The organism is Aeromonas sp. sif0611, assembly GCF_019218845.1.
Lineage (GTDB): Bacteria > Pseudomonadota > Gammaproteobacteria > Enterobacterales > Aeromonadaceae > Aeromonas > Aeromonas media.
In genome coordinates, this window is record NZ_JAHUWU010000001.1 from 812669 (window position 1) to 829021 (window position 16353).

A 16353-nucleotide genomic window follows, 5' to 3' on the forward strand; every position below is an offset into this window, starting at 1 on the left:
CAGCGCGGGCATCACTTTAGGATTTTTTCAGAAAAAAAACCGGGGCAGACGGAGGGAAGAAGTCGGGGCATGTCGGCGCGACATACCCCTGGGTGACTAGCCTTTCAAGCCACCGAGAAACTCGGCACGGGTGTCTGGCTGGGTCTTGAAGACCCCACCGAGGGAGGTGGTGGTGGTGTAGGAGGTAGAATCCATCACGCCGCGGGCCTTCACGCAGAAGTGGGTCGCCTTGATGCTGATGGCCACGTCCTTGGTGCCGAGCAGGGTCTGCAGCGCCAGCAGGATCTGCTGGGTGAGCCGCTCCTGCACCTGGGGACGGCGGGCGAAGAACTGCACGATACGGTTGATCTTCGACAGCCCGATCACCTTGCCACGGGGGATATAGGCCACGTGGGCCAGCCCGTCGATGGTGACGAAGTGGTGCTCGCAGGTGCTGGTGAGACTGATGTCCCGCACCATGATCATCTCGTCCACCTTCATCTTGTTCTCGATCACCGTCACCTTGGGGAAGGTGGCGTAATCGAGGCCGGAGAAGATCTCGTTCACGTACATCTTGGCGATGCGGTGAGGCGTTTCGGCCAGACTGTCGTCGGTCAGATCCAGCCCCAGCGTCTCCATGATGGCGCGCATGTGGCCTTCGATTTTTTCCTTCTTCTGCTGGCCGTTCAATTCATTGGCCACCAGAGGTGTCTCGAGGCCCTGGGCCTCGAGCGCAGCCCTGACCAACAGGGCTTCCTGGCTTAAGCTCGTCATCTTGTTTCTCTCCCACGCTCAGGGACTGTGCTGGCCATCGACATGGTGTCGTGGCGCAATCTTACAGGGCGATTATTGTCATAATTCAGACTAACTCAAGCCCAACACCTGACTTTATGCCAAACCACCCGGTTTTACCCTGCGGCCCCCTCCCCGTTCGGGGGCGCCTGGCAGACAGTCCGGCACTTGGCATGCAGGCGTCCCTTCCATGCCACCCACAAGGTGGTAACTCAAGGAAAGGGCCGCCGCTGTCATCACAGCAAAAGCCGTATTCCACCGCATTCCTGCACGATGCGCCTGCCCATCCGGGCGGATTTTTGGGATAATCCGCCCCCTATACACCACAGAGGTCATGATGATGGGATTCGATACCGGTGCACTCCTCCCCTTGGACAAGGCCCTGCAAGGGATGCTGGAACAACTCACCTGCTGCTGCGACACGGAGCAGTTGCCGCTGCCCCAGGCGCTGGATCGGATACTGGCCGAGGAGATAAGCTCCCCCCTGTCGGTGCCCCCCTTCGACAACGCCGCCATGGACGGTTACGCCGTGCGTCTGGCCGATCTTGCCGCCGGCGCCCCACTCCCCGTGGCGGGCAAGGCCTTCGCCGGCCAGCCCTATGAGGGCGAATGGCCGGCCGGTCACTGCATCCGCATCATGACCGGCGCCCCGGTGCCGGCGGGCACGGAGGCGGTCGTCATGCAGGAAGAAACGCAGGAGGGCGGCAACGGGATCACTTTTCTGACGACGCCCTTCCTTGGCCAGAACATCCGTCGCCGCGGCGAGGACATGGCGCAAGGATCCCGGGTGCTGGCGAGCGGCCTGCGCCTCAGCCCCCGGGAGTTGCCGCTGCTGGCTTCCTTGGGCATCGCCACCGTGACGGTGCGCCGCCCGCTCAAGGTCGCCATCTTCAGCACAGGTGACGAGCTCAAACCCCTGGGCACCCCGCTCGCCCATGGCGACATCTATGACTCCAACCGTTACGGGGTCAAGGCCATGCTGACCCGCATGGGCATAGCGTGCCTGGATCTGGGCATCATCCCCGACGATCCTGCCGCCCTGCGCGCCGCCTTTATTCAGGCCGACCGCGAGGCCGATGCCCTCATCACCACGGGGGGCGTCTCGGTCGGCGAGGCGGACTTCACCAAGCAGTTGCTGGAGGAGCTTGGCGAAATCGGCTTCTGGAAGCTCGCCATCAAGCCGGGCAAACCCTTTGCCTTCGGTCGCCTGCCAAACGCCTGGTTCTTCGGCCTGCCGGGCAACCCCGTCTCCGCCATGGTTACCTTCGATCAGTTGGTGCAGCCGGCGCTGGCCAGGCTGGCTGGCCACCACTTCGCGCGCCCCCTGCCGCTGCAGGCCATCGCGACCGAGCCCCTCAAGAAGGCGCCGGGGCGACTGGACTTCCAACGCGGCATGCTGAGCCAGGGCCCGAACGGCCTCGAGGTACGCAGCACCGGCTCCCAGGACTCCGGGGTGTTCAGCTCCCTGTCCCGGGCCAACTGCTACATAGTGCTTGAACAGGAACGCGGCAAGGTGGCCGCCGGTGAGACGGTGACCGTCGAGCCCTTCTCGGGACTGCTGCTGTGAGCGAGATCCTGAGCGACGCCGAGCTGCTGCGCTACAACCGTCAGATCATTCTTAAATCTTTCGATTTCGAGGGGCAGGAGGCGCTCAAGCAGGCCCGCGTACTGGTGATAGGCGCCGGGGGACTGGGCTGCGCCGCCGCCCAGTACCTCGCCGTGGCCGGGGTCGGCCGGCTCACCCTGGTGGATTTTGACCGGGTGGAGCTCTCCAACCTTCAGCGCCAGGTGCTGCACAGCGACGAACGCATCGGCATGTACAAGGTGGACTCCGCCGCCCAGTCCCTGCGCGCCCTCAATCCCTGGCTAGAGGTGGAAACCCACGCCCTCCTCGCCGACGAGGCGCTGCTCGATGCCCTGTTACCGACGCACCAGCTGGTGCTCGACTGCACCGACAACGTCACCATCCGCAACCTGCTCAACCAGCGTGCCCGCCAGCACAGGGTGCCCCTGGTCAGCGGCGCCGCCATCCGGCTGGAGGGGCAGCTGTGCAGCTTCACCTGGCAGGAGGACGAGCCCTGCTACGCCTGCCTCAGCGCCCTGTTTGGCGAGCAGGCGCTGACCTGCGTCGAGGCCGGAGTGCTGGCCCCTGTGGTGGGCCTGGTGGGCAGCCTGCAGGCCCTCGAAGCCATCAAGCTGCTGGCCGGCATGGGCAAGAGCCATCACGGCCGCCTGCTGATGATCGACGGCCTCAGTGGCCGCTTTCGCGAGCTGAAGTTGCCCAAGCGCCCGGACTGCCCGGTCTGCTCCCAGCCCTGAGTGGCAAAAAACCATCAACAAAAATGCCGAACCCAGGGGTTCGGCATTTTTATGTCCGCACAGACTCAGTGAGTCGCCAGGATCCGTTGCAGCAGATGGTTGAACCCGGCGGGATCTTCCGCGGGCCAGGCGTGATGGCCCTCGGGGGTATGGATGCTGGCGTTGGGCAGGGAGGCGAACTGCTCCACCCGTTTGGCAAGGGGCAGGTAGTCGTGACTGGTGGAGATGATGGCCACCGGCTGCCGGAGGCTGCCGAGCCGGGCGCGCACCGACCAGCCGGGCAGCGCCTCCAGCAGTGCCTTGTAGGTCTTTTTCTTGTTGCTGCGCACGAAGCGCAGCCGGAAGGTGTGGCGCACCGGGGCGAGCTCGGGGCCGGGGAATAGTTCGCGCCCCAGCCACCAGGCGAGCGGTCGCATGCCAAACCAGCGCAGCCACTTGAGGCGCATGGCATGGCGCTCCTGCTCCTTTGGCGTCTCCAGCAGAAACTCGCTGAAGCCGTTGACCAGCACCAGCCCCCGCACCTTGTGAGGCAGTCGCAGCGCCAGCTCGAGCGCCACCATGGCCCCGAGTGACAGCCCCACCACCCAGGCGGGTTCCGGCTGCTCTTCTAGCCAGCGGGCCACGTCCGCCGCCAGGGTGGGCACATCGAAGGGCCCCTCCTGCATGCTCTGGCCATGGCCGCGCAGGTCCAGCGCCACCACCCGGTAGTGCTGGGAGAAGTGCTCGATCTGGGCCTGCCAGTCGAGGCTGGAGGAGCCAAGGCCATGCAGCAAGAGCAGCAAGGGGCCCTCCCCCGCGCTGCGCAAGGCCAATCCATGGGATTTCATTACCTGGTTGCGACGCACCCGTGCTCTCCCTCTCGACTCGATAGCGGCCATCGACGGCCTTGCTGCCCATGCTGTGGCGACACGCCCCTCAGCCCTCTCCCACCAGGCTCACCGCCTTGATGTAGGCGTAGAGGCGCTGCCCCGGCACCAGCGCCAGCCGCTGCGCGGAGCGGCTGGTGATCCGGGCCAGCAGTATCTGCTGCCCCAGCGCCAACTGCAACAGGGTTTGCCCCGGCCTCACCTCCCGCGCCTCCAGCAGTCGGGTCTCGAGGCAGTTGGAGAGGCTGGAGTGCGCTATGGGGGCGGTGGCGATCACCAGATCCCGCCCCGCCACCTTGATCTGCAACTCCCCTGTCTCGTCGGGGGCATGCTCCATGGTGACCATCAGGGTCTGATCCCCAAGTTGCAGGGTCGCCATCTGCTCAGCGTCGTCATAGTGAGCCAGAGTCGCCGTCAGCATGACACCGGCATCGTCGCGACTGGCCAAGGAGAGGTCGGTGCGGGCGAAGATCTCACTCGGCCTGCCCTGCGCCTCCAGCCTGCCATCTGCCAGCAGCACCAGCTGATCGCAGAGCAGACTCACCTCCTCCATGGCGTGGCTCACGAAGATCATGGGGATGCCGCTTTCGCGCTGCAACCCCTTGAGCACATGGGCCTGATGGATGCGGCTGCGGCTGTCCAGCGCCGAGAAGGGCTCATCGAGCAGCAGCAGATCCGGCTCTGCCAGCAGGGCCCGCCCCAGGGCCACCCGCTGGCGCTGGCCGCCGGAGAGGCCGTGGGCGGGCTGCCCCAGCAGATCCGCAAAGCCGAGCCGTATCGCCAGCGCCTCGGGCTGCCAGCGCCCTCGCCCCTTGCCTGCCGCCAGTTGCAGGTTGCCGAGCACCGTCATATGGGGAAAGAGGCGGGAGTCCTGGAACACCAGCCCGATGCGGCGCGCCTCCGGCAGCAGGGCCGCCAGATCCCGCCCCTGCCAGCGCAGAACGTCCGAGGGGGCACGATCCAGCCCGGCGATGATGCGCAGCAGGGTGCTCTTGCCACAGCCGGAAGGGCCAAAGAGGCCGAGAATGCCACCAAGGGGGAGTGTCAGATCGCAGTCGAGTTCGAAGCCGCCAAACCGGCGCCAGGCCTTGAGGTGCAGGCTCATCCGAATAACCTCCGCTGCCGGCGCTGCAAGACGCCATAGACCAGCACCAGCATCACCAGGGAGAAGCCCATCAGGCCGCCCGCCAGGTAGTGGGCGTGCTGATAATCCATGGCTTCCACGTGATCAAACAGGGCGATGGAGAGCACCTGGGTCTCTCCCGGGATGTTGCCCCCTATCATCAGCACCACGCCAAACTCCCCCAGGGTGTGGGCAAACCCGAGCGCCGCCGCCATCACGAAGCTCGGCAGCGTCATCGGCAAGATGATCTGAAAGAAGCGCTCGAGGGGCCCCAGCCCCAGGGTGGCGGCGGCTTCGATCTCCTTGTTGCCCATGTTGACGAAGGCGGAGGTGAGCGGCTGCACCACGAAGGGGAGCGAATAGAGGATGGAGGCAAACAGCAGGCCGAGGAAGCTGAAGGCGAGCGGGGTCCCGAAGGTCTCCCGCCACCAGGCGCCGAGGCCATATTCCGGCGAGAAGGCGAGCAGCAGATAGAAGCCGAGCACGGTCGGTGGCAGCACCAGGGGCAGCGCCACCAGTGCCTCCACCAGCGGCCGCAGCCGGTGCTGGCTGCGGGACAGCCACCAGGCGAGCGGCGGCGACAGCAGCAGCAGGATGGCGGTGGTGCTGGCCGCCAGCTTCAGGGTAAGCCAGACCGCCAGCAGATCCCCTTCACTCATGGGGCATATCCCTCCCTGGTGCGAGCAGCAACATGTTATGCATCCTCATTGCAAAGCGTGGCCGGCCCTGAGGCCGGCCAGTGGTCATGGGAGATTGGCATTCATGCCATCACTGCGGCAGGGCATAGCCCGCGGCCTTGATCTGTTCCTGGCCCGGGCCCTTGAGCCAGGCGACCAGGGCATCGACCGCAGCCCCTTTCTTCAGGATCAGCCCCTGCTGCTCGATGGGGGGGTAGAAGCTGGCCGGCACCGCCCAGGCTTCGCCGGTCTTGCCCGCTTCCACCAGGTTGGCCCAGGCGACGAAGCCCAGCTCGGCGTTACCGGTGTCCACGAACTGCCAGGTCTGGCTGATGTTGGTACCGGTCAGCACCCTGTATTGTTTGGGATCTATCTTGAGATGGGCCAGGGTTGCCATGGCGGCGGTGCCATAGGGGGCGGTTTTCGGGTTGGCGATGGCGAGGTTGCCCTTCCAACTGCGCAAGGTCGCCTCGTCGGGAGCCGGACCGCCCTTCTTCCACAGACCGAGCTGGCCGATGGCATAGGTGAAGCGATCGCTCCCCTTGCCCTCCGCCTCCAGTTTTTGAGGGGTGGCCACGTCGGCGGAGAGGAAGAGATCGAAGGGGGCGCCGTGGGTGATCTGGGTGTAGAGCACCCCGGTGGCCGCCGAGCTGATGACGACGCGGTGACCTGTCTTGGCGGTGAACGTCTTGCCAATGCGTTCCATGGTCCCCTTGAAGTTGGCGGCCACGGCCACCTTGACCTCATCGGCCTGCGCGGCCCCGCTGTACAAAGCGCCGGCGACGAGGCCAAGCAACACCACGGACAACTGTTTCTTCATTCCCTGTCTCCTTGAGGCTCGGCGTAGTCCGAGCAGGGGGTGGCAGGCACCCGTGGGCACTTACCAATCATCGAACCGGGCTGGCTAGGGGTCTTGCCGCCAGCGAGCGGCGGCAGCATCATCGCTCTGCTTGGCCTCGACCCAGCGTTGAATCCCTTCGGCGGTCAGCTCTTTTTTCCAGAACGGCGCCCGGGTCTTCAAAAAATCCATGATGAAGTGGCAGGCCTCGAAGGCAGCCTCGCGATGGGCACTGCTCACCGCCACCAGCACGATCTGATCGCCGAGCAACAGATCGCCGATGCGGTGGATCAGGGTGCACTCCTGCAGCGGCCAGCGGGCCCGTGCCTGGTTGACGATATCGACAAGGGCCTTCTCGGTCATGCCGGGGTAGTGCTCGAGGGAGAGTCCTTTCACCGCATCCCCCTGATTGAAGTCACGCACCTTGCCGACGAAAGTGACGATGGCGCCGCTGTCATGACGGGTGGCGAGGCGCTCATACTCCTCGCCAAGCGAGAAGTCGGCCCGCTGCACCAGGATACGATCGGTGGGGGTCGTGGTTGCCTGGGACATGATTCAGCCTCCGGTCGTTACTGGAAGGAGAGGGAAGAAGGCGGCCTCATGCCAGTCCCACAGCACCGTTGTGCGATCCACGGTCGTTATCTCGCTCATTCTCAACCTCCGGTCACCGGGGGGAAGAAGGCGACTTCATCGCCATCATTGAGCGCCGTCTCGAGCGGCACCAGGGTCTGGTTGACCGCCACCAGCAGCTTGCCGGACTCGAGCGCCAGCGCCCACTTGTCGCCGCGCTCGCACAAGGCCGCGCGCAGCTGTTCAGCTGTGGGATAGTCGCTGGGCAGGCTCAGTTCGTCGCAGCCCACCAGCTCCCTCACTTGCGCAAAAAACAGTACCTTGATCATGCCTTCTCTCCTGCCTGGGAGCCCAGCTGGAAGTGGCCGGACTTGCCGCCCTTCTTCTCCACCAGCCTGACTTGCTCGATCACCATGTCCTTTTGCACCGCCTTGCACATGTCGTAGATGGTCAGCGCCGCCACGGACGCCGCGGTGAGCGCCTCCATCTCGACCCCTGTCTTGCCGGACAGCTTGCAAAGGGTGCGGATATGGACCCTATTGTGCTCGGGCTGGGCGTCAATCTCTACCTCCACCCGGGTCAGTGCCAGGGGGTGGCAAAGGGGAATGAGATCGGCGGTCTTCTTGGCCGCCATGATGCCGGCGATGCGGGCGGTGGCGAATACGTCCCCCTTGTGATGCTGACCACCGAGGATCAGGGCCAGGGTCGCGGGGGCCATGGTCACGAAGGCTTCGGCGCGGGCTTCCCGCTGGGTGACCTGTTTGTCGGTCACGTCCACCATATGCGCTTCGCCGCTCTGATTGAGATGGGTCAGGTTCATCTATGCCCCTTGGTCACGAATAGTTCCACAAGAACCCGGCAGCCGGTACGCTGTCGCCCGGGTTCATCCATGCCCTGTCACTCACGCCGGTATGGCGCTGGTGCTCAGATGGGCCACGAAGTTGCACGGCCTGGTACGGGCGTCCAGCTGATCCCGAATGAGCTGCTCCCAGCCGAGCTGGCAGGCGCCGGTGGAGCCCGGCAGGCAGCAGATGAGGGTACGGTTGGCCAGGCCTGCCAGCGCGCGGCTCTGCATGGCCGACCCTTTTATCTCGGCAAAGGAGAGCTGGCGGAACATCTCGCCAAAGCCCTGCACGGTGCGCTCGAACAGCACCCCCACCGCCTCCGGCACCCGGTTCTGTTCATTGAAGCCGGTGCCACCGTTGATCAGCACCACCTGCACCCCGTCATCGACGATCCAGTCGCTCACCTGAGCCCGGATCCGGAACAGGTTGTCCGGGCAGAGCGCCCTGTCCGTGAGCTGGTGACCGGCTTCGGTCAGGGCAGAGACCAGATAATCCCCCGAGCTGTCGTCGGCGGTGGTACGGCTGTCGGAGACCGTCAGTACGGCGATCTTGAGAGGGATGAATTCGTTGTGTTTGGGTGCCATGTTTTTGGCTGCCATGGGACAAGTCCTGTCAATCATTGACCACGAGAGGAAGAAGAGGGATACGCGTCGCCCGGCCATGCCGGTCGGTGAATGCACGCCGACACGGGCGCCGCGTTGCCGGGGAGGGATTCTATCAAAAGATGTCTGGCTGAGGGGTTAAAAGGTCTATAAAAATCAAAGGCCATCGGCGCGGTGCAAGCCACGCCGATGGCCTGGTGTCCTTAGAACCCTTCCACGCCCTTCATGTCAGGCAACTGGTGAGCGATACCCTTGTGACAGTCGATACAGGTGCTCTCGCCACTGGCCAGACTGGTGGAGTGCATCTGGGCGCCCCGCTTGCCTTGCAGGGAGAAGTCCATGTACTCGAAGTTGTGGCAGTTGCGACACTCCCTCGAATCCGTGTCCTTCATGCGCTGCCACTCCCGCTCGGCCATCTCGCGACGGTGGGATTCAAACTTCTCGCGGGTATCCACCTTGCCGGTCAGCATGCCCCACAGTTCCTTGGATGCCTGCACCTTGCGAATGATCTTGTAGGTCCATTCGTGGGGCACGTGGCAATCCGGGCAGCTGGCGCGCACCCCGGAACGGTTCGCATAGTGGATGGTGTCGCGGTATTCCACGAAGACGTTGTCCTTCATCTCGTGGCAACCGGTACAGAATTTCTCGGTGTTCGAGGCTTCCATGGCGGTGTTGAAACCGCCCCAGAAGATGACGCCGCCGAAGAAGCCCATCAGCAGCAGCACCCAGAGGGCCGCCTTCGAGGGGGACTTGAAGGTGGTCCACAGACGCTGGATAAAGCCGGGTAATTTCATCTATGGGTTCCTCAGTTCAGCGCTTCAACTGGTTTAAACGTATTTTCCACCAGCGGCTTCGCATCCGCCTGCGGCACGTGGCACTGCAGGCAGAAGTAGCGGCGGGGGGACACTTCGCCAAGGGTCATGCCGTCACGGGTCTCGAAGTGAGTGGGGCTTATCTTGGGCGCCTTCATCTTGCTGGCGTTCTTGAAGCTGTGGCAGGCCAGGCACTTGTTGACCTTGTTGTCCACCTCGTAGTTGCGGGTATCGTGGGGGATCAGCGGCGGTTGATGCATGTACTGACGATCGTAGAGATCGCCATCCTTGCGATAGTTCTTCATGGGCGCCGCATCTGCATCCGTGACCAGATCCGTACTCCCCCGCTCCGATTTTATCCCCCCCGTGCTGTTGGTGATCTCGGGGGTGGCTGCCATCAAGGAGCCCGCCATCAGGCAGGCCAGCATTGCTCCAATCAGCTTTTTCATTATTTGTTCTCCGACGTTTTCTCTGCCTTGACGGCAAAACCTGTAGTGATTTCGAAAACTTGCTCCGCGCAGACATCGATGCAACGGCCGCAGTTGGTACACTCCTGAGCCACAATCAAGGGCCCGTGACCGCGCCTGGCCCCGTGAACCGGGCCGCGCAGGATGGGACGCTCCGGGCAGACCGCATAACAATCCATGCAGTTGCTGCACCGCTCGCGCCCCTTGGCAGAAATCTTGATAAACCCGACCCGGTTGACCAGGGCATAGAAGGCCCCCACCGGGCAGAGATGACCACACCAGCCCCGCTCCACCACGAACAGATCGAACAGGAACAGAGCCACCAGCAGACCCCAGCCCGCCCCCATGCCAAACAGCAGGCCGCGCATGGCCAAGGACACCGGATTGACCAGCTCCCACACCAGCACGCCCGTAATGGCGGGCACCACCAGCACCATGGCCAGCAGCCAGTAGCGGGTGTTGCGGTTGAACTGGCCGTTGCCCTTGAGGCCAAGCCGGGCCCTGAGCCAGGCGGCGGCGTCCGTGACCAGGTTGACCGGGCAGACCCAGGAGCAGAACACCCGCCCCCCGACCAGCCAGTACCCCAGCAGCACCAAGCCTGCCCCGAGCCACAGTGTGGTGATGGGCCAATGGCCCGCCGCCACCGACTGCAGCAGGGTCAGGGGATCCGAGAGCGGTACCGTCTCCAGCAACAGCGAGCTGGAGAGGTTGCCCTTGAGGATCCAGACCCCCGCGAGCGGCCCCAGCAGAAAGAGTCCCAGCACGCCGAACTGGGTCAGACGACGCAGCAGCAAGAAACGGTGGGCACGCCACCAGCCCAACCTGGCGCTGGCCTCGGCCCCCGGATAACGACTCATAGCCCCTCCGGTTTGCGGGTGGGCAGGGTGAGTCGCTCACCGATGAGGGACTTGCCCGCCTTGGCCTTCTCTTCCCAGCCAAGCCGGTAGTGATGACCCAGCTCACCCTTGGCGAGCTGACGGGGCACCACCTTGATGGCCGCCGTCTCCAGCACGCAGGCGTGCTCGCACTTGCCGCAGCCGGTACAGATGTCGCTGTGTACCGTGGGCAGGAACATGGCGTGCTTGCCGGTGCGCGGATTGCGTTGCAGTTCGAGGGTGATCGCCTTGTCTATCAGCGGGCAGACCCGATAGCAGACATCGCAGCGCAGGCCCAGGTAGTTGAGGCAGGTCTCGTGATCGATGAGCACCGCCACCCCCATCCGCGCCTGATCGATGTCGGTCATCCCCTGATCCAGCGCCCCGCTCGGACAGGCCACCACACAGGGGATGTCGTCACACATCTCGCAAGGAACGCTGCGCGCCTCGAAATAGGGGGTGCCCGTGGTCACGGGATCCAGCAGCCGGGCAAGTTTCAGGGTGTCGTAGGGGCAGGCTTCGACGCAGAGCCCGCAGCGCACGCAGGCACCGAGAAAGTCGGCCTCCCCCAGTGCCGCCGGCGGCCGCAGAGCCTGGGCGGGCACCGCCTGCGCCTGCTGGCGCGCCACCGAGCCCAGACCTACACCCAGGAGGCCCACGGAGCAGGCCCCCTTGGCAAGGTCGGCCAGGAACTGGCGACGGCTGCGACTCATCCCCCGGCCCGCCTTACGCCTTCATGACCTTGACGGCGCACTTCTTGTAATCCGTCTCTTTGGAGAGCGGATCCGTGGCGTCCAGGGTCAGCTTGTTGACCAACTGGCTCGCATCGAAGAAGGGCATGAACACCAGGCCTTTGGGCGGACGGTTGCGGCCGCGGGTCTCGACCCGGGTCTTCACCTCGCCACGGCGGGAGGAGACGATCACCTCTTCGCCACGCCGCACACCGCGGGCCTTGGCATCTTCCGGGTGCATGAAGAGCACCGCATCCGGGAAGGCGCGATAGAGCTCGGGCACCCGACGTGTCATGGTGCCGGTGTGCCAGTGCTCCAGCACGCGGCCGGTGGAGAGCCACATGTCGTACTCTTTATCCGGTGCCTCGGCGGCCGGCTCATAGGGCAGCGCGAAGATCACCGCACGGCCATCGGGCTTGCCGTAGAATTTCACCCCCTCCCCCGCCTTCACATAAGGGTCGAACCCTTCGCGGTAGCGCCACAGGGTCTCCTTGCCGTCCACCACGGGCCAGCGCAGGCCACGGGCTTCGTGGTACTGATCGAAGGGCGCCAGATCGTGGCCGTGACCGCGACCGAAGGAGGCGTACTCCTCGAACAACCCCTTCTGCACGTAGAAGCCGAAGTGTTCCGCCTCGTCGTTCAGCGCCCCCTTGCTCTGCTCTTTCGGGAACTGATTGACCTGACCGTTGGCGTAGAGCACCTCGAACAGGGTCTTGCCCTTCACTTCCGGCATCTTGGCAATCAGCTCAGCCGGCCACACCTCTTCCACGGTGAAGCGCTTGGAAAACTCCATCAGCTGCCACAAGTCGGACTTGGCCCCTTCCGGCGCCTTCACCTGCTGGTGCCAGAACTGGGTGCGGCGCTCGGCGTTGCCATAGGCACCCTCTTTTTCCACCCACATGGCGGTGGGCAGGATGAGGTCAGCCGCTTGCGCGGTCACTGTCGGGTAAGGGTCGGAGACCACGATGAAGTTGGCAGGGTTGCGATAACCGGGCAATCCCTCCTCGTTCATGTTGGGGCCGGCCTGCATGTTGTTGTTGCACATCACCCAGTAGGCGTTGAGCTTGCCGTCTTTAAGCATGCGGTTTTGCAGCACGGCGTGATAACCCACCTGCTCGGGAATGGTGCCTTCCGGCAGCTTCCAGATCTTCTCGGCGATGGCGCGGTGCTTGGGATCGGTCACCACCATGTCGGCGGGCAGACGGTGGGCGAAGGTGCCCACTTCCCGCGCCGTGCCGCACGCAGACGGCTGGCCGGTCAGGGAGAAGGGACCCGAGCCCGGAGTGGAGATCTTGCCGGTCAGCAGATGGATGTTGTAGCAGAGGTTGTTCGCCCAGACGCCACGGGTGTGCTGGTTGAAGCCCATGGTCCAGTAGGAGACCACCTTCTTGTCGGGATCGGCATAGATCTGGGCCAGCTTTTCCAGCTTGTCTTTGGAGACGCCGGAGAGCTTGGCCACCGACTCGACGTCATAATCCGCCACGAACTTCGCGAACTCCTCGAAGCTCATGGGGGTCGAGTCGCCGCTGTCGGGGTTCTTGGCCTTCTGCTGCGTCGGGTGAGTCGGACGCAGGCCATAGCCGATGTCGGTGACGCCCTTGCGGAACTGGGTGTGCTTGTTGACGAAGTCCCAGTTCACCTTGTCGTTCTGGATGATGTAGTTGGCGATGTAGTTGAGGATCGCCAAGTCGGTCTGGGGCGTGAACACCATGCCGTTGTCCGCCAACTCGAAGCTGCGGTGCTCGAAGGTGGAGAGCACGTGCACCTGCACATCCGGGTTGGATAGGCGGCGATCGGACATCCGTGACCAGAGGATGGGGTGCATCTCGGCCATGTTGGAGCCCCAGAGCACGAAGGCGTCGGCCTGCTCGATGTCGTCATAGCAGCCCATGGGCTCATCCATGCCGAAGGTACGCATGAAACCGACCACGGCGGAGGCCATGCAGTGACGGGCGTTGGGATCCAGGTTGTTGGTGCGCAGGCCTGCCTTCATCAGCTTGGTGGCGGCATAACCTTCCCACACGGTCCACTGACCGGAGCCGAACATGCCGACGGCGGTCGGCCCCTTCTCCTTGAGGGTGGCCTTGAACTTCTCGGCCATGATGTCGAACGCCTGATCCCAGCTGATGGGGGCGAAATCGCCATTCTTGTCGAACTTGCCATTGGTCATGCGCAGCATGGGCTGGGTCAGGCGATCCTCGCCATACATGATCTTGGAGAGGAAGTAGCCCTTGATGCAGTTGAGGCCACGGTTGACCGGCGCATCGGGATCGCCCTGGGTCGCCACGACACGTCCGGCCTGAGAGCCCACCAGCACGGAGCAGCCGGTGCCGCAGAAGCGGCAGGGCGCCTTGTCCCAGGTGATGGCAGTCTTGTCGGTGCTGGTAATAAGGTTCGCCGCCAGGGTGGGGGCACTGACTCCGGCCACGGCAGCGGCTGCCGCCACCGCATTGGCCTTCATAAAGTCGCGTCGACTCAGCTTCATGACATATCCTCGCATTGCTTAATCACATCAATGACAGCCATTGTCACGAGCCGCGCTGGCTCAGCGTCATGGCGCTTTATTGCTTTCATCGGGCATCGCGAACCGCGCGGCCCCAGCCTCGTGGCGCTATTCCTTGCCCTCGGCTTCGACTTCATCAAACTGGTGGTAAATCAGGGCGGCGGAGAGCACGCCCGGCATGGCATTGATCGCATCGATGGCCGCCATGATGGGGCGCTGGCTGGGCCCTTCCAGGGTCACCACCAGCTTGCCTTCGTCACTGACGGCATGGATCTCTGCCCCGTCCAGGGCCGCAATCTGCTCTGCGAGCCGGTGGCGCAAGGGGGGCTGGGTCAGTACCACCAGGCTGGATACGTGGAACTCTTCTCGGGTCATATGGTTGTTTTCCAACTTGCTCATCCCTTGCTTCATCTGGCCGAACCCTCATGGAGGGCGCCCACCCTGATACTGCCGACCGGACAATCCGCTACACAGGCACCACAGCCATTGCACGACTCGGTATGGATGCTGGGGGTGGGTACTCGCCCCAGCTGAGGAGAAAAACGGATGGCCTGCTGCTCGCAGCTGTCCTGACAGCGCTGGCAGAAGACCTGGGCACTGGCCAGGCAACCGGCTTCGATGTGAGCCACAGAGTCCCAGGGCGTCTGGGTCGTCGGCCTGAACACAGGCACCTGGCAGGCGCTGACGCATTCACCACAGAAGGTGCACTCGCCACGCTGAAAATCCACCGTCGGGAAGCCGCCGTCCCCCTTGATCAGGATCTGTTCCGGGCAGGCCGTCAGGCAGTCGCCACACCGGGTGCAATCGGCCACGAAGTCGGCCCAGGAGACAGACCAGGGCAGTTGCACCTCGGATCTGGGAGCGCTCAGTCGTCCTCGAAACAGACTGCGGCGTGACAGATTGACCCCATCAGGCATATCAATTCCTCTTCACAGGACAGAATTCGAGCGCGGAACCAGTGACTGGCATTTTCAATACCAATTATAAGCGTGGGTGTATATTGCGACTCTCACAAGTCCAGTGATATACCACCAGGGAGATAAACAGGGGGGATTATTGCGCTGGATCAAACCCTTGGCGCAACAAGGCAGGAAAGGGGCAAGGTAAATTACCCCTATATGAGGATTGCTTATTAATCGATGGCTATTTTGCTCTGACGGCGAGCACTCAGCCGCCGATGGAGGCGAGATGGGGGGTCATGCCGGCATTGCCCTCGTGCAGGCGATGGGTGGCGGCCTTGCCGGTGAGCGCCTGGCGGATCCGCAGTTGCAGGGCTTCCTGCTGACTGTCGTCACTGAGCAGATCCCGCAGCTCCACCCCGTTGTCACCGAACAAACAGAGGTGCAACTTGCCCACGGAGGAGACCCGCAGCCGATTGCAACCGGCGCAGAAGTCCTTGCTGTAGGGCATGATGAGCCCGACGCCCCCCTGTGACTCGGGATGCATGAACACCTGGGCCGGGCCGTCGTCCACCGCGCGCAATTGCTGGATCCAGCCATTGCCAAGCAGTTGCTCCTTGATGAGCTCGCCACTGGTGTGGTGGTCGCGAAACAGGTTGTCCATCTCCCCGGTCTGCATCAACTCGATGAAGCGCAGCTCGATGGGCTTGTGCCTGATCCAGGCCAGAAACTGATCCAGCTGCTGATCGTTGAGCCCCTTGAGCAGCACCGCATTGATCTTCACCGACTTGAAGCCGGCGGCCAGTGCCGCCTCTATTCCCTCCATCACCTCCGCCAGCTTGTTCTCACCGGTGATCTGGTGAAACTGGCGTGGGTCCAGGCTGTCGACACTGACATTGAGGGCATTGAGTCCGGCATCGAACCACTCCTGGGCGCGCTCCTTCAAGCGATAGCCATTGGTGGTCATGGCCACCTTCTCGATGCCGGGGGTATTGGCCACCGTCTCTATGATGGCGGTAAAGTCACGGCGCAGTGAGGGTTCCCCCCCGGTCAGGCGCACCTTGCGGGTGCCCATGGCGGCGAAGCCAGAGACGATGCGACGGATCTCCTCCAGGGAGAGAAACGACTTGCGCCCCTCCTTGTTCCCATCCGGGGGGCGATAACCGTCCGGCAAACAGTAGGTACAACGGAAATTGCACACGTCGGTAATAGACAGGCGCAAATAGTAAAAACGACGGGAAAAACCATCTTCAAGTGGCAACATAAACACCTTTCCAAATACGGGAGGCCAGGGCATTTCTTTCCTGACCCTTTCAGCTCGAACGACGGCTGACGGCGTTTTCCCCCTATCTCAATGACTTAGGCAAAAACGCTCGGAGTTCATCTAGTTTTTCGATGCTAGCACAAGTTGGAGTACACTCCCATGCTACTTTGTGGGGTCTTTGTCTGATCTGA

The 16353-nt window shown here is 63.4% G+C and carries 19 protein-coding genes and 1 riboswitch; of the genes, 2 read left to right on the forward strand and 17 right to left on the reverse strand.

Annotated features, from left to right (window positions below; genetic code table 11):
- Nucleotides 1–96 precede the first annotated feature (96 nt).
- The gene (folE, locus tag KW824_RS03535) at nt 97–753 is read right to left on the reverse strand and encodes a GTP cyclohydrolase I FolE (protein ID WP_043132898.1); all 657 of its coding nucleotides are present in this window, start codon (nt 751–753) and stop codon (nt 97–99) included.
- Between the two features lie 358 nt (nt 754–1111).
- Between folE and moeA the strand changes: the two genes are divergently transcribed.
- Together moeA and moeB are read left to right on the forward strand one after the other, a co-directional pair.
- Complete coding sequence (moeA, locus tag KW824_RS03540; RefSeq protein WP_305730012.1) at nt 1112–2338, forward strand: molybdopterin molybdotransferase MoeA; 1227 nt, start codon at nt 1112–1114, stop codon at nt 2336–2338.
- Complete coding sequence (moeB, locus tag KW824_RS03545) at nt 2335–3090, forward strand: molybdopterin-synthase adenylyltransferase MoeB (RefSeq protein WP_218408926.1); 756 nt, start codon at nt 2335–2337, stop codon at nt 3088–3090. The genes moeA and moeB overlap by 4 nt, the downstream gene beginning before the upstream one ends.
- Before the next feature lie 65 nt (nt 3091–3155).
- On the opposite strand, the gene KW824_RS03550 is transcribed toward moeB, so the two are convergent.
- The 16 genes from KW824_RS03550 to moaA form a co-directional block, all read right to left on the reverse strand.
- Nucleotides 3156–3935: an alpha/beta fold hydrolase gene (locus tag KW824_RS03550; protein WP_218408927.1), complete on the reverse strand. Its 780-nt coding sequence runs from the start codon at nt 3933–3935 to the stop codon at nt 3156–3158.
- A 70-nt stretch (nt 3936–4005) separates the two neighbouring features.
- The gene (gene modC / locus KW824_RS03555) at nt 4006–5061 is read right to left on the reverse strand and encodes a molybdenum ABC transporter ATP-binding protein (RefSeq protein ID WP_218408928.1); all 1056 of its coding nucleotides are present in this window, start codon (nt 5059–5061) and stop codon (nt 4006–4008) included.
- Nucleotides 5058–5738 carry a molybdate ABC transporter permease subunit gene (gene modB / locus KW824_RS03560; RefSeq protein ID WP_171269147.1) on the reverse strand — a complete coding sequence of 227 codons (681 nt, stop codon included), beginning with the start codon at nt 5736–5738 and terminating at the stop codon, nt 5058–5060. Before modB ends, modC begins: the two co-directional genes overlap by 4 nt.
- Before the next feature lie 109 nt (nt 5739–5847).
- The gene (modA, locus tag KW824_RS03565; RefSeq protein WP_218408929.1) at nt 5848–6576 is read right to left on the reverse strand and encodes a molybdate ABC transporter substrate-binding protein; all 729 of its coding nucleotides are present in this window, start codon (nt 6574–6576) and stop codon (nt 5848–5850) included.
- Between the two features lie 84 nt (nt 6577–6660).
- On the reverse strand, nt 6661–7146 hold the full coding sequence (gene moaE / locus KW824_RS03570; protein WP_005325506.1) for a molybdopterin synthase catalytic subunit MoaE: 486 nt from the start codon (nt 7144–7146) through the stop codon (nt 6661–6663).
- Between the two features lie 101 nt (nt 7147–7247).
- Nucleotides 7248–7493: a molybdopterin synthase sulfur carrier subunit gene (gene moaD, locus KW824_RS03575; protein WP_005325507.1), complete on the reverse strand. Its 246-nt coding sequence runs from the start codon at nt 7491–7493 to the stop codon at nt 7248–7250.
- Nucleotides 7490–7984, reverse strand: a complete 495-nt coding sequence (gene moaC / locus KW824_RS03580) for a cyclic pyranopterin monophosphate synthase MoaC (RefSeq protein ID WP_218408930.1) — start codon at nt 7982–7984, stop codon at nt 7490–7492. Before moaC ends, moaD begins: the two co-directional genes overlap by 4 nt.
- Before the next feature lie 81 nt (nt 7985–8065).
- The gene (gene moaB / locus KW824_RS03585; RefSeq protein WP_371316577.1) at nt 8066–8608 is read right to left on the reverse strand and encodes a molybdenum cofactor biosynthesis protein B; all 543 of its coding nucleotides are present in this window, start codon (nt 8606–8608) and stop codon (nt 8066–8068) included.
- Between the two features lie 206 nt (nt 8609–8814).
- Nucleotides 8815–9405, reverse strand: a complete 591-nt coding sequence (locus tag KW824_RS03590) for a cytochrome c3 family protein (protein ID WP_171269152.1) — start codon at nt 9403–9405, stop codon at nt 8815–8817.
- 11 nt (nt 9406–9416) lie between these two features.
- A complete protein-coding gene (locus tag KW824_RS03595; RefSeq protein ID WP_041206124.1) occupies nt 9417–9872 on the reverse strand; it encodes a nitrate reductase cytochrome c-type subunit in 456 nt (151 codons plus the stop codon).
- Nucleotides 9872–10747: a quinol dehydrogenase ferredoxin subunit NapH gene (gene napH / locus KW824_RS03600; RefSeq protein WP_218408931.1), complete on the reverse strand. Its 876-nt coding sequence runs from the start codon at nt 10745–10747 to the stop codon at nt 9872–9874. The genes KW824_RS03595 and napH overlap by 1 nt, the downstream gene beginning before the upstream one ends.
- Nucleotides 10744–11478 carry a ferredoxin-type protein NapG gene (gene napG, locus KW824_RS03605; protein WP_043132884.1) on the reverse strand — a complete coding sequence of 245 codons (735 nt, stop codon included), beginning with the start codon at nt 11476–11478 and terminating at the stop codon, nt 10744–10746. Before napG ends, napH begins: the two co-directional genes overlap by 4 nt.
- A 13-nt stretch (nt 11479–11491) precedes the next feature.
- A complete protein-coding gene (gene napA / locus KW824_RS03610; RefSeq protein WP_218408932.1) occupies nt 11492–13981 on the reverse strand; it encodes a nitrate reductase catalytic subunit NapA in 2490 nt (829 codons plus the stop codon).
- 126 nt (nt 13982–14107) lie between these two features.
- Nucleotides 14108–14398: a chaperone NapD gene (locus KW824_RS03615; RefSeq protein ID WP_256351239.1), complete on the reverse strand. Its 291-nt coding sequence runs from the start codon at nt 14396–14398 to the stop codon at nt 14108–14110.
- Between the two features lie 8 nt (nt 14399–14406).
- Entirely contained in the window at nt 14407–14916 is a 510-nt protein-coding gene (gene napF, locus KW824_RS03620) for a ferredoxin-type protein NapF (RefSeq protein ID WP_218408934.1), read from the reverse strand.
- Between the two features lie 250 nt (nt 14917–15166).
- Nucleotides 15167–16162, reverse strand: a complete 996-nt coding sequence (gene moaA / locus KW824_RS03625) for a GTP 3',8-cyclase MoaA (protein ID WP_005325528.1) — start codon at nt 16160–16162, stop codon at nt 15167–15169.
- Nucleotides 16150–16289: riboswitch (molybdenum cofactor riboswitch) on the reverse strand. (Overlaps the previous gene by 13 nt.)
- Between the last annotated feature and the right edge of the window lie 64 nt (nt 16290–16353).

Coding starts and splice junctions, on each gene's coding strand:
- folE (WP_043132898.1), bottom strand. CDS start 753: ATGACGAGCTTAAGCCAGGAAGCCCTGTTGGTCAGGGCTGCGCTCGAG.
- moeA (WP_305730012.1), top strand. CDS start 1,112: ATGGGATTCGATACCGGTGCACTCCTCCCCTTGGACAAGGCCCTGCAA.
- modC (WP_218408928.1), bottom strand. CDS start 5,061: ATGAGCCTGCACCTCAAGGCCTGGCGCCGGTTTGGCGGCTTCGAACTC.
- modB (WP_171269147.1), bottom strand. CDS start 5,738: ATGAGTGAAGGGGATCTGCTGGCGGTCTGGCTTACCCTGAAGCTGGCG.
- modA (WP_218408929.1), bottom strand. CDS start 6,576: ATGAAGAAACAGTTGTCCGTGGTGTTGCTTGGCCTCGTCGCCGGCGCT.
- moaE (WP_005325506.1), bottom strand. CDS start 7,146: ATGTCCCAGGCAACCACGACCCCCACCGATCGTATCCTGGTGCAGCGG.
- moaD (WP_005325507.1), bottom strand. CDS start 7,493: ATGATCAAGGTACTGTTTTTTGCGCAAGTGAGGGAGCTGGTGGGCTGC.
- moaC (WP_218408930.1), bottom strand. CDS start 7,984: ATGAACCTGACCCATCTCAATCAGAGCGGCGAAGCGCATATGGTGGAC.
- moaB (WP_371316577.1), bottom strand. CDS start 8,608: ATGGCAGCCAAAAACATGGCACCCAAACACAACGAATTCATCCCTCTC.
- KW824_RS03590 (WP_171269152.1), bottom strand. CDS start 9,405: ATGAAATTACCCGGCTTTATCCAGCGTCTGTGGACCACCTTCAAGTCC.
- KW824_RS03595 (WP_041206124.1), bottom strand. CDS start 9,872: ATGAAAAAGCTGATTGGAGCAATGCTGGCCTGCCTGATGGCGGGCTCC.
- napH (WP_218408931.1), bottom strand. CDS start 10,747: ATGAGTCGTTATCCGGGGGCCGAGGCCAGCGCCAGGTTGGGCTGGTGG.
- napG (WP_043132884.1), bottom strand. CDS start 11,478: ATGAGTCGCAGCCGTCGCCAGTTCCTGGCCGACCTTGCCAAGGGGGCC.
- napA (WP_218408932.1), bottom strand. CDS start 13,981: ATGAAGCTGAGTCGACGCGACTTTATGAAGGCCAATGCGGTGGCGGCA.
- KW824_RS03615 (WP_256351239.1), bottom strand. CDS start 14,398: ATGAGCAAGTTGGAAAACAACCATATGACCCGAGAAGAGTTCCACGTA.
- napF (WP_218408934.1), bottom strand. CDS start 14,916: ATGCCTGATGGGGTCAATCTGTCACGCCGCAGTCTGTTTCGAGGACGA.
- moaA (WP_005325528.1), bottom strand. CDS start 16,162: ATGTTGCCACTTGAAGATGGTTTTTCCCGTCGTTTTTACTATTTGCGC.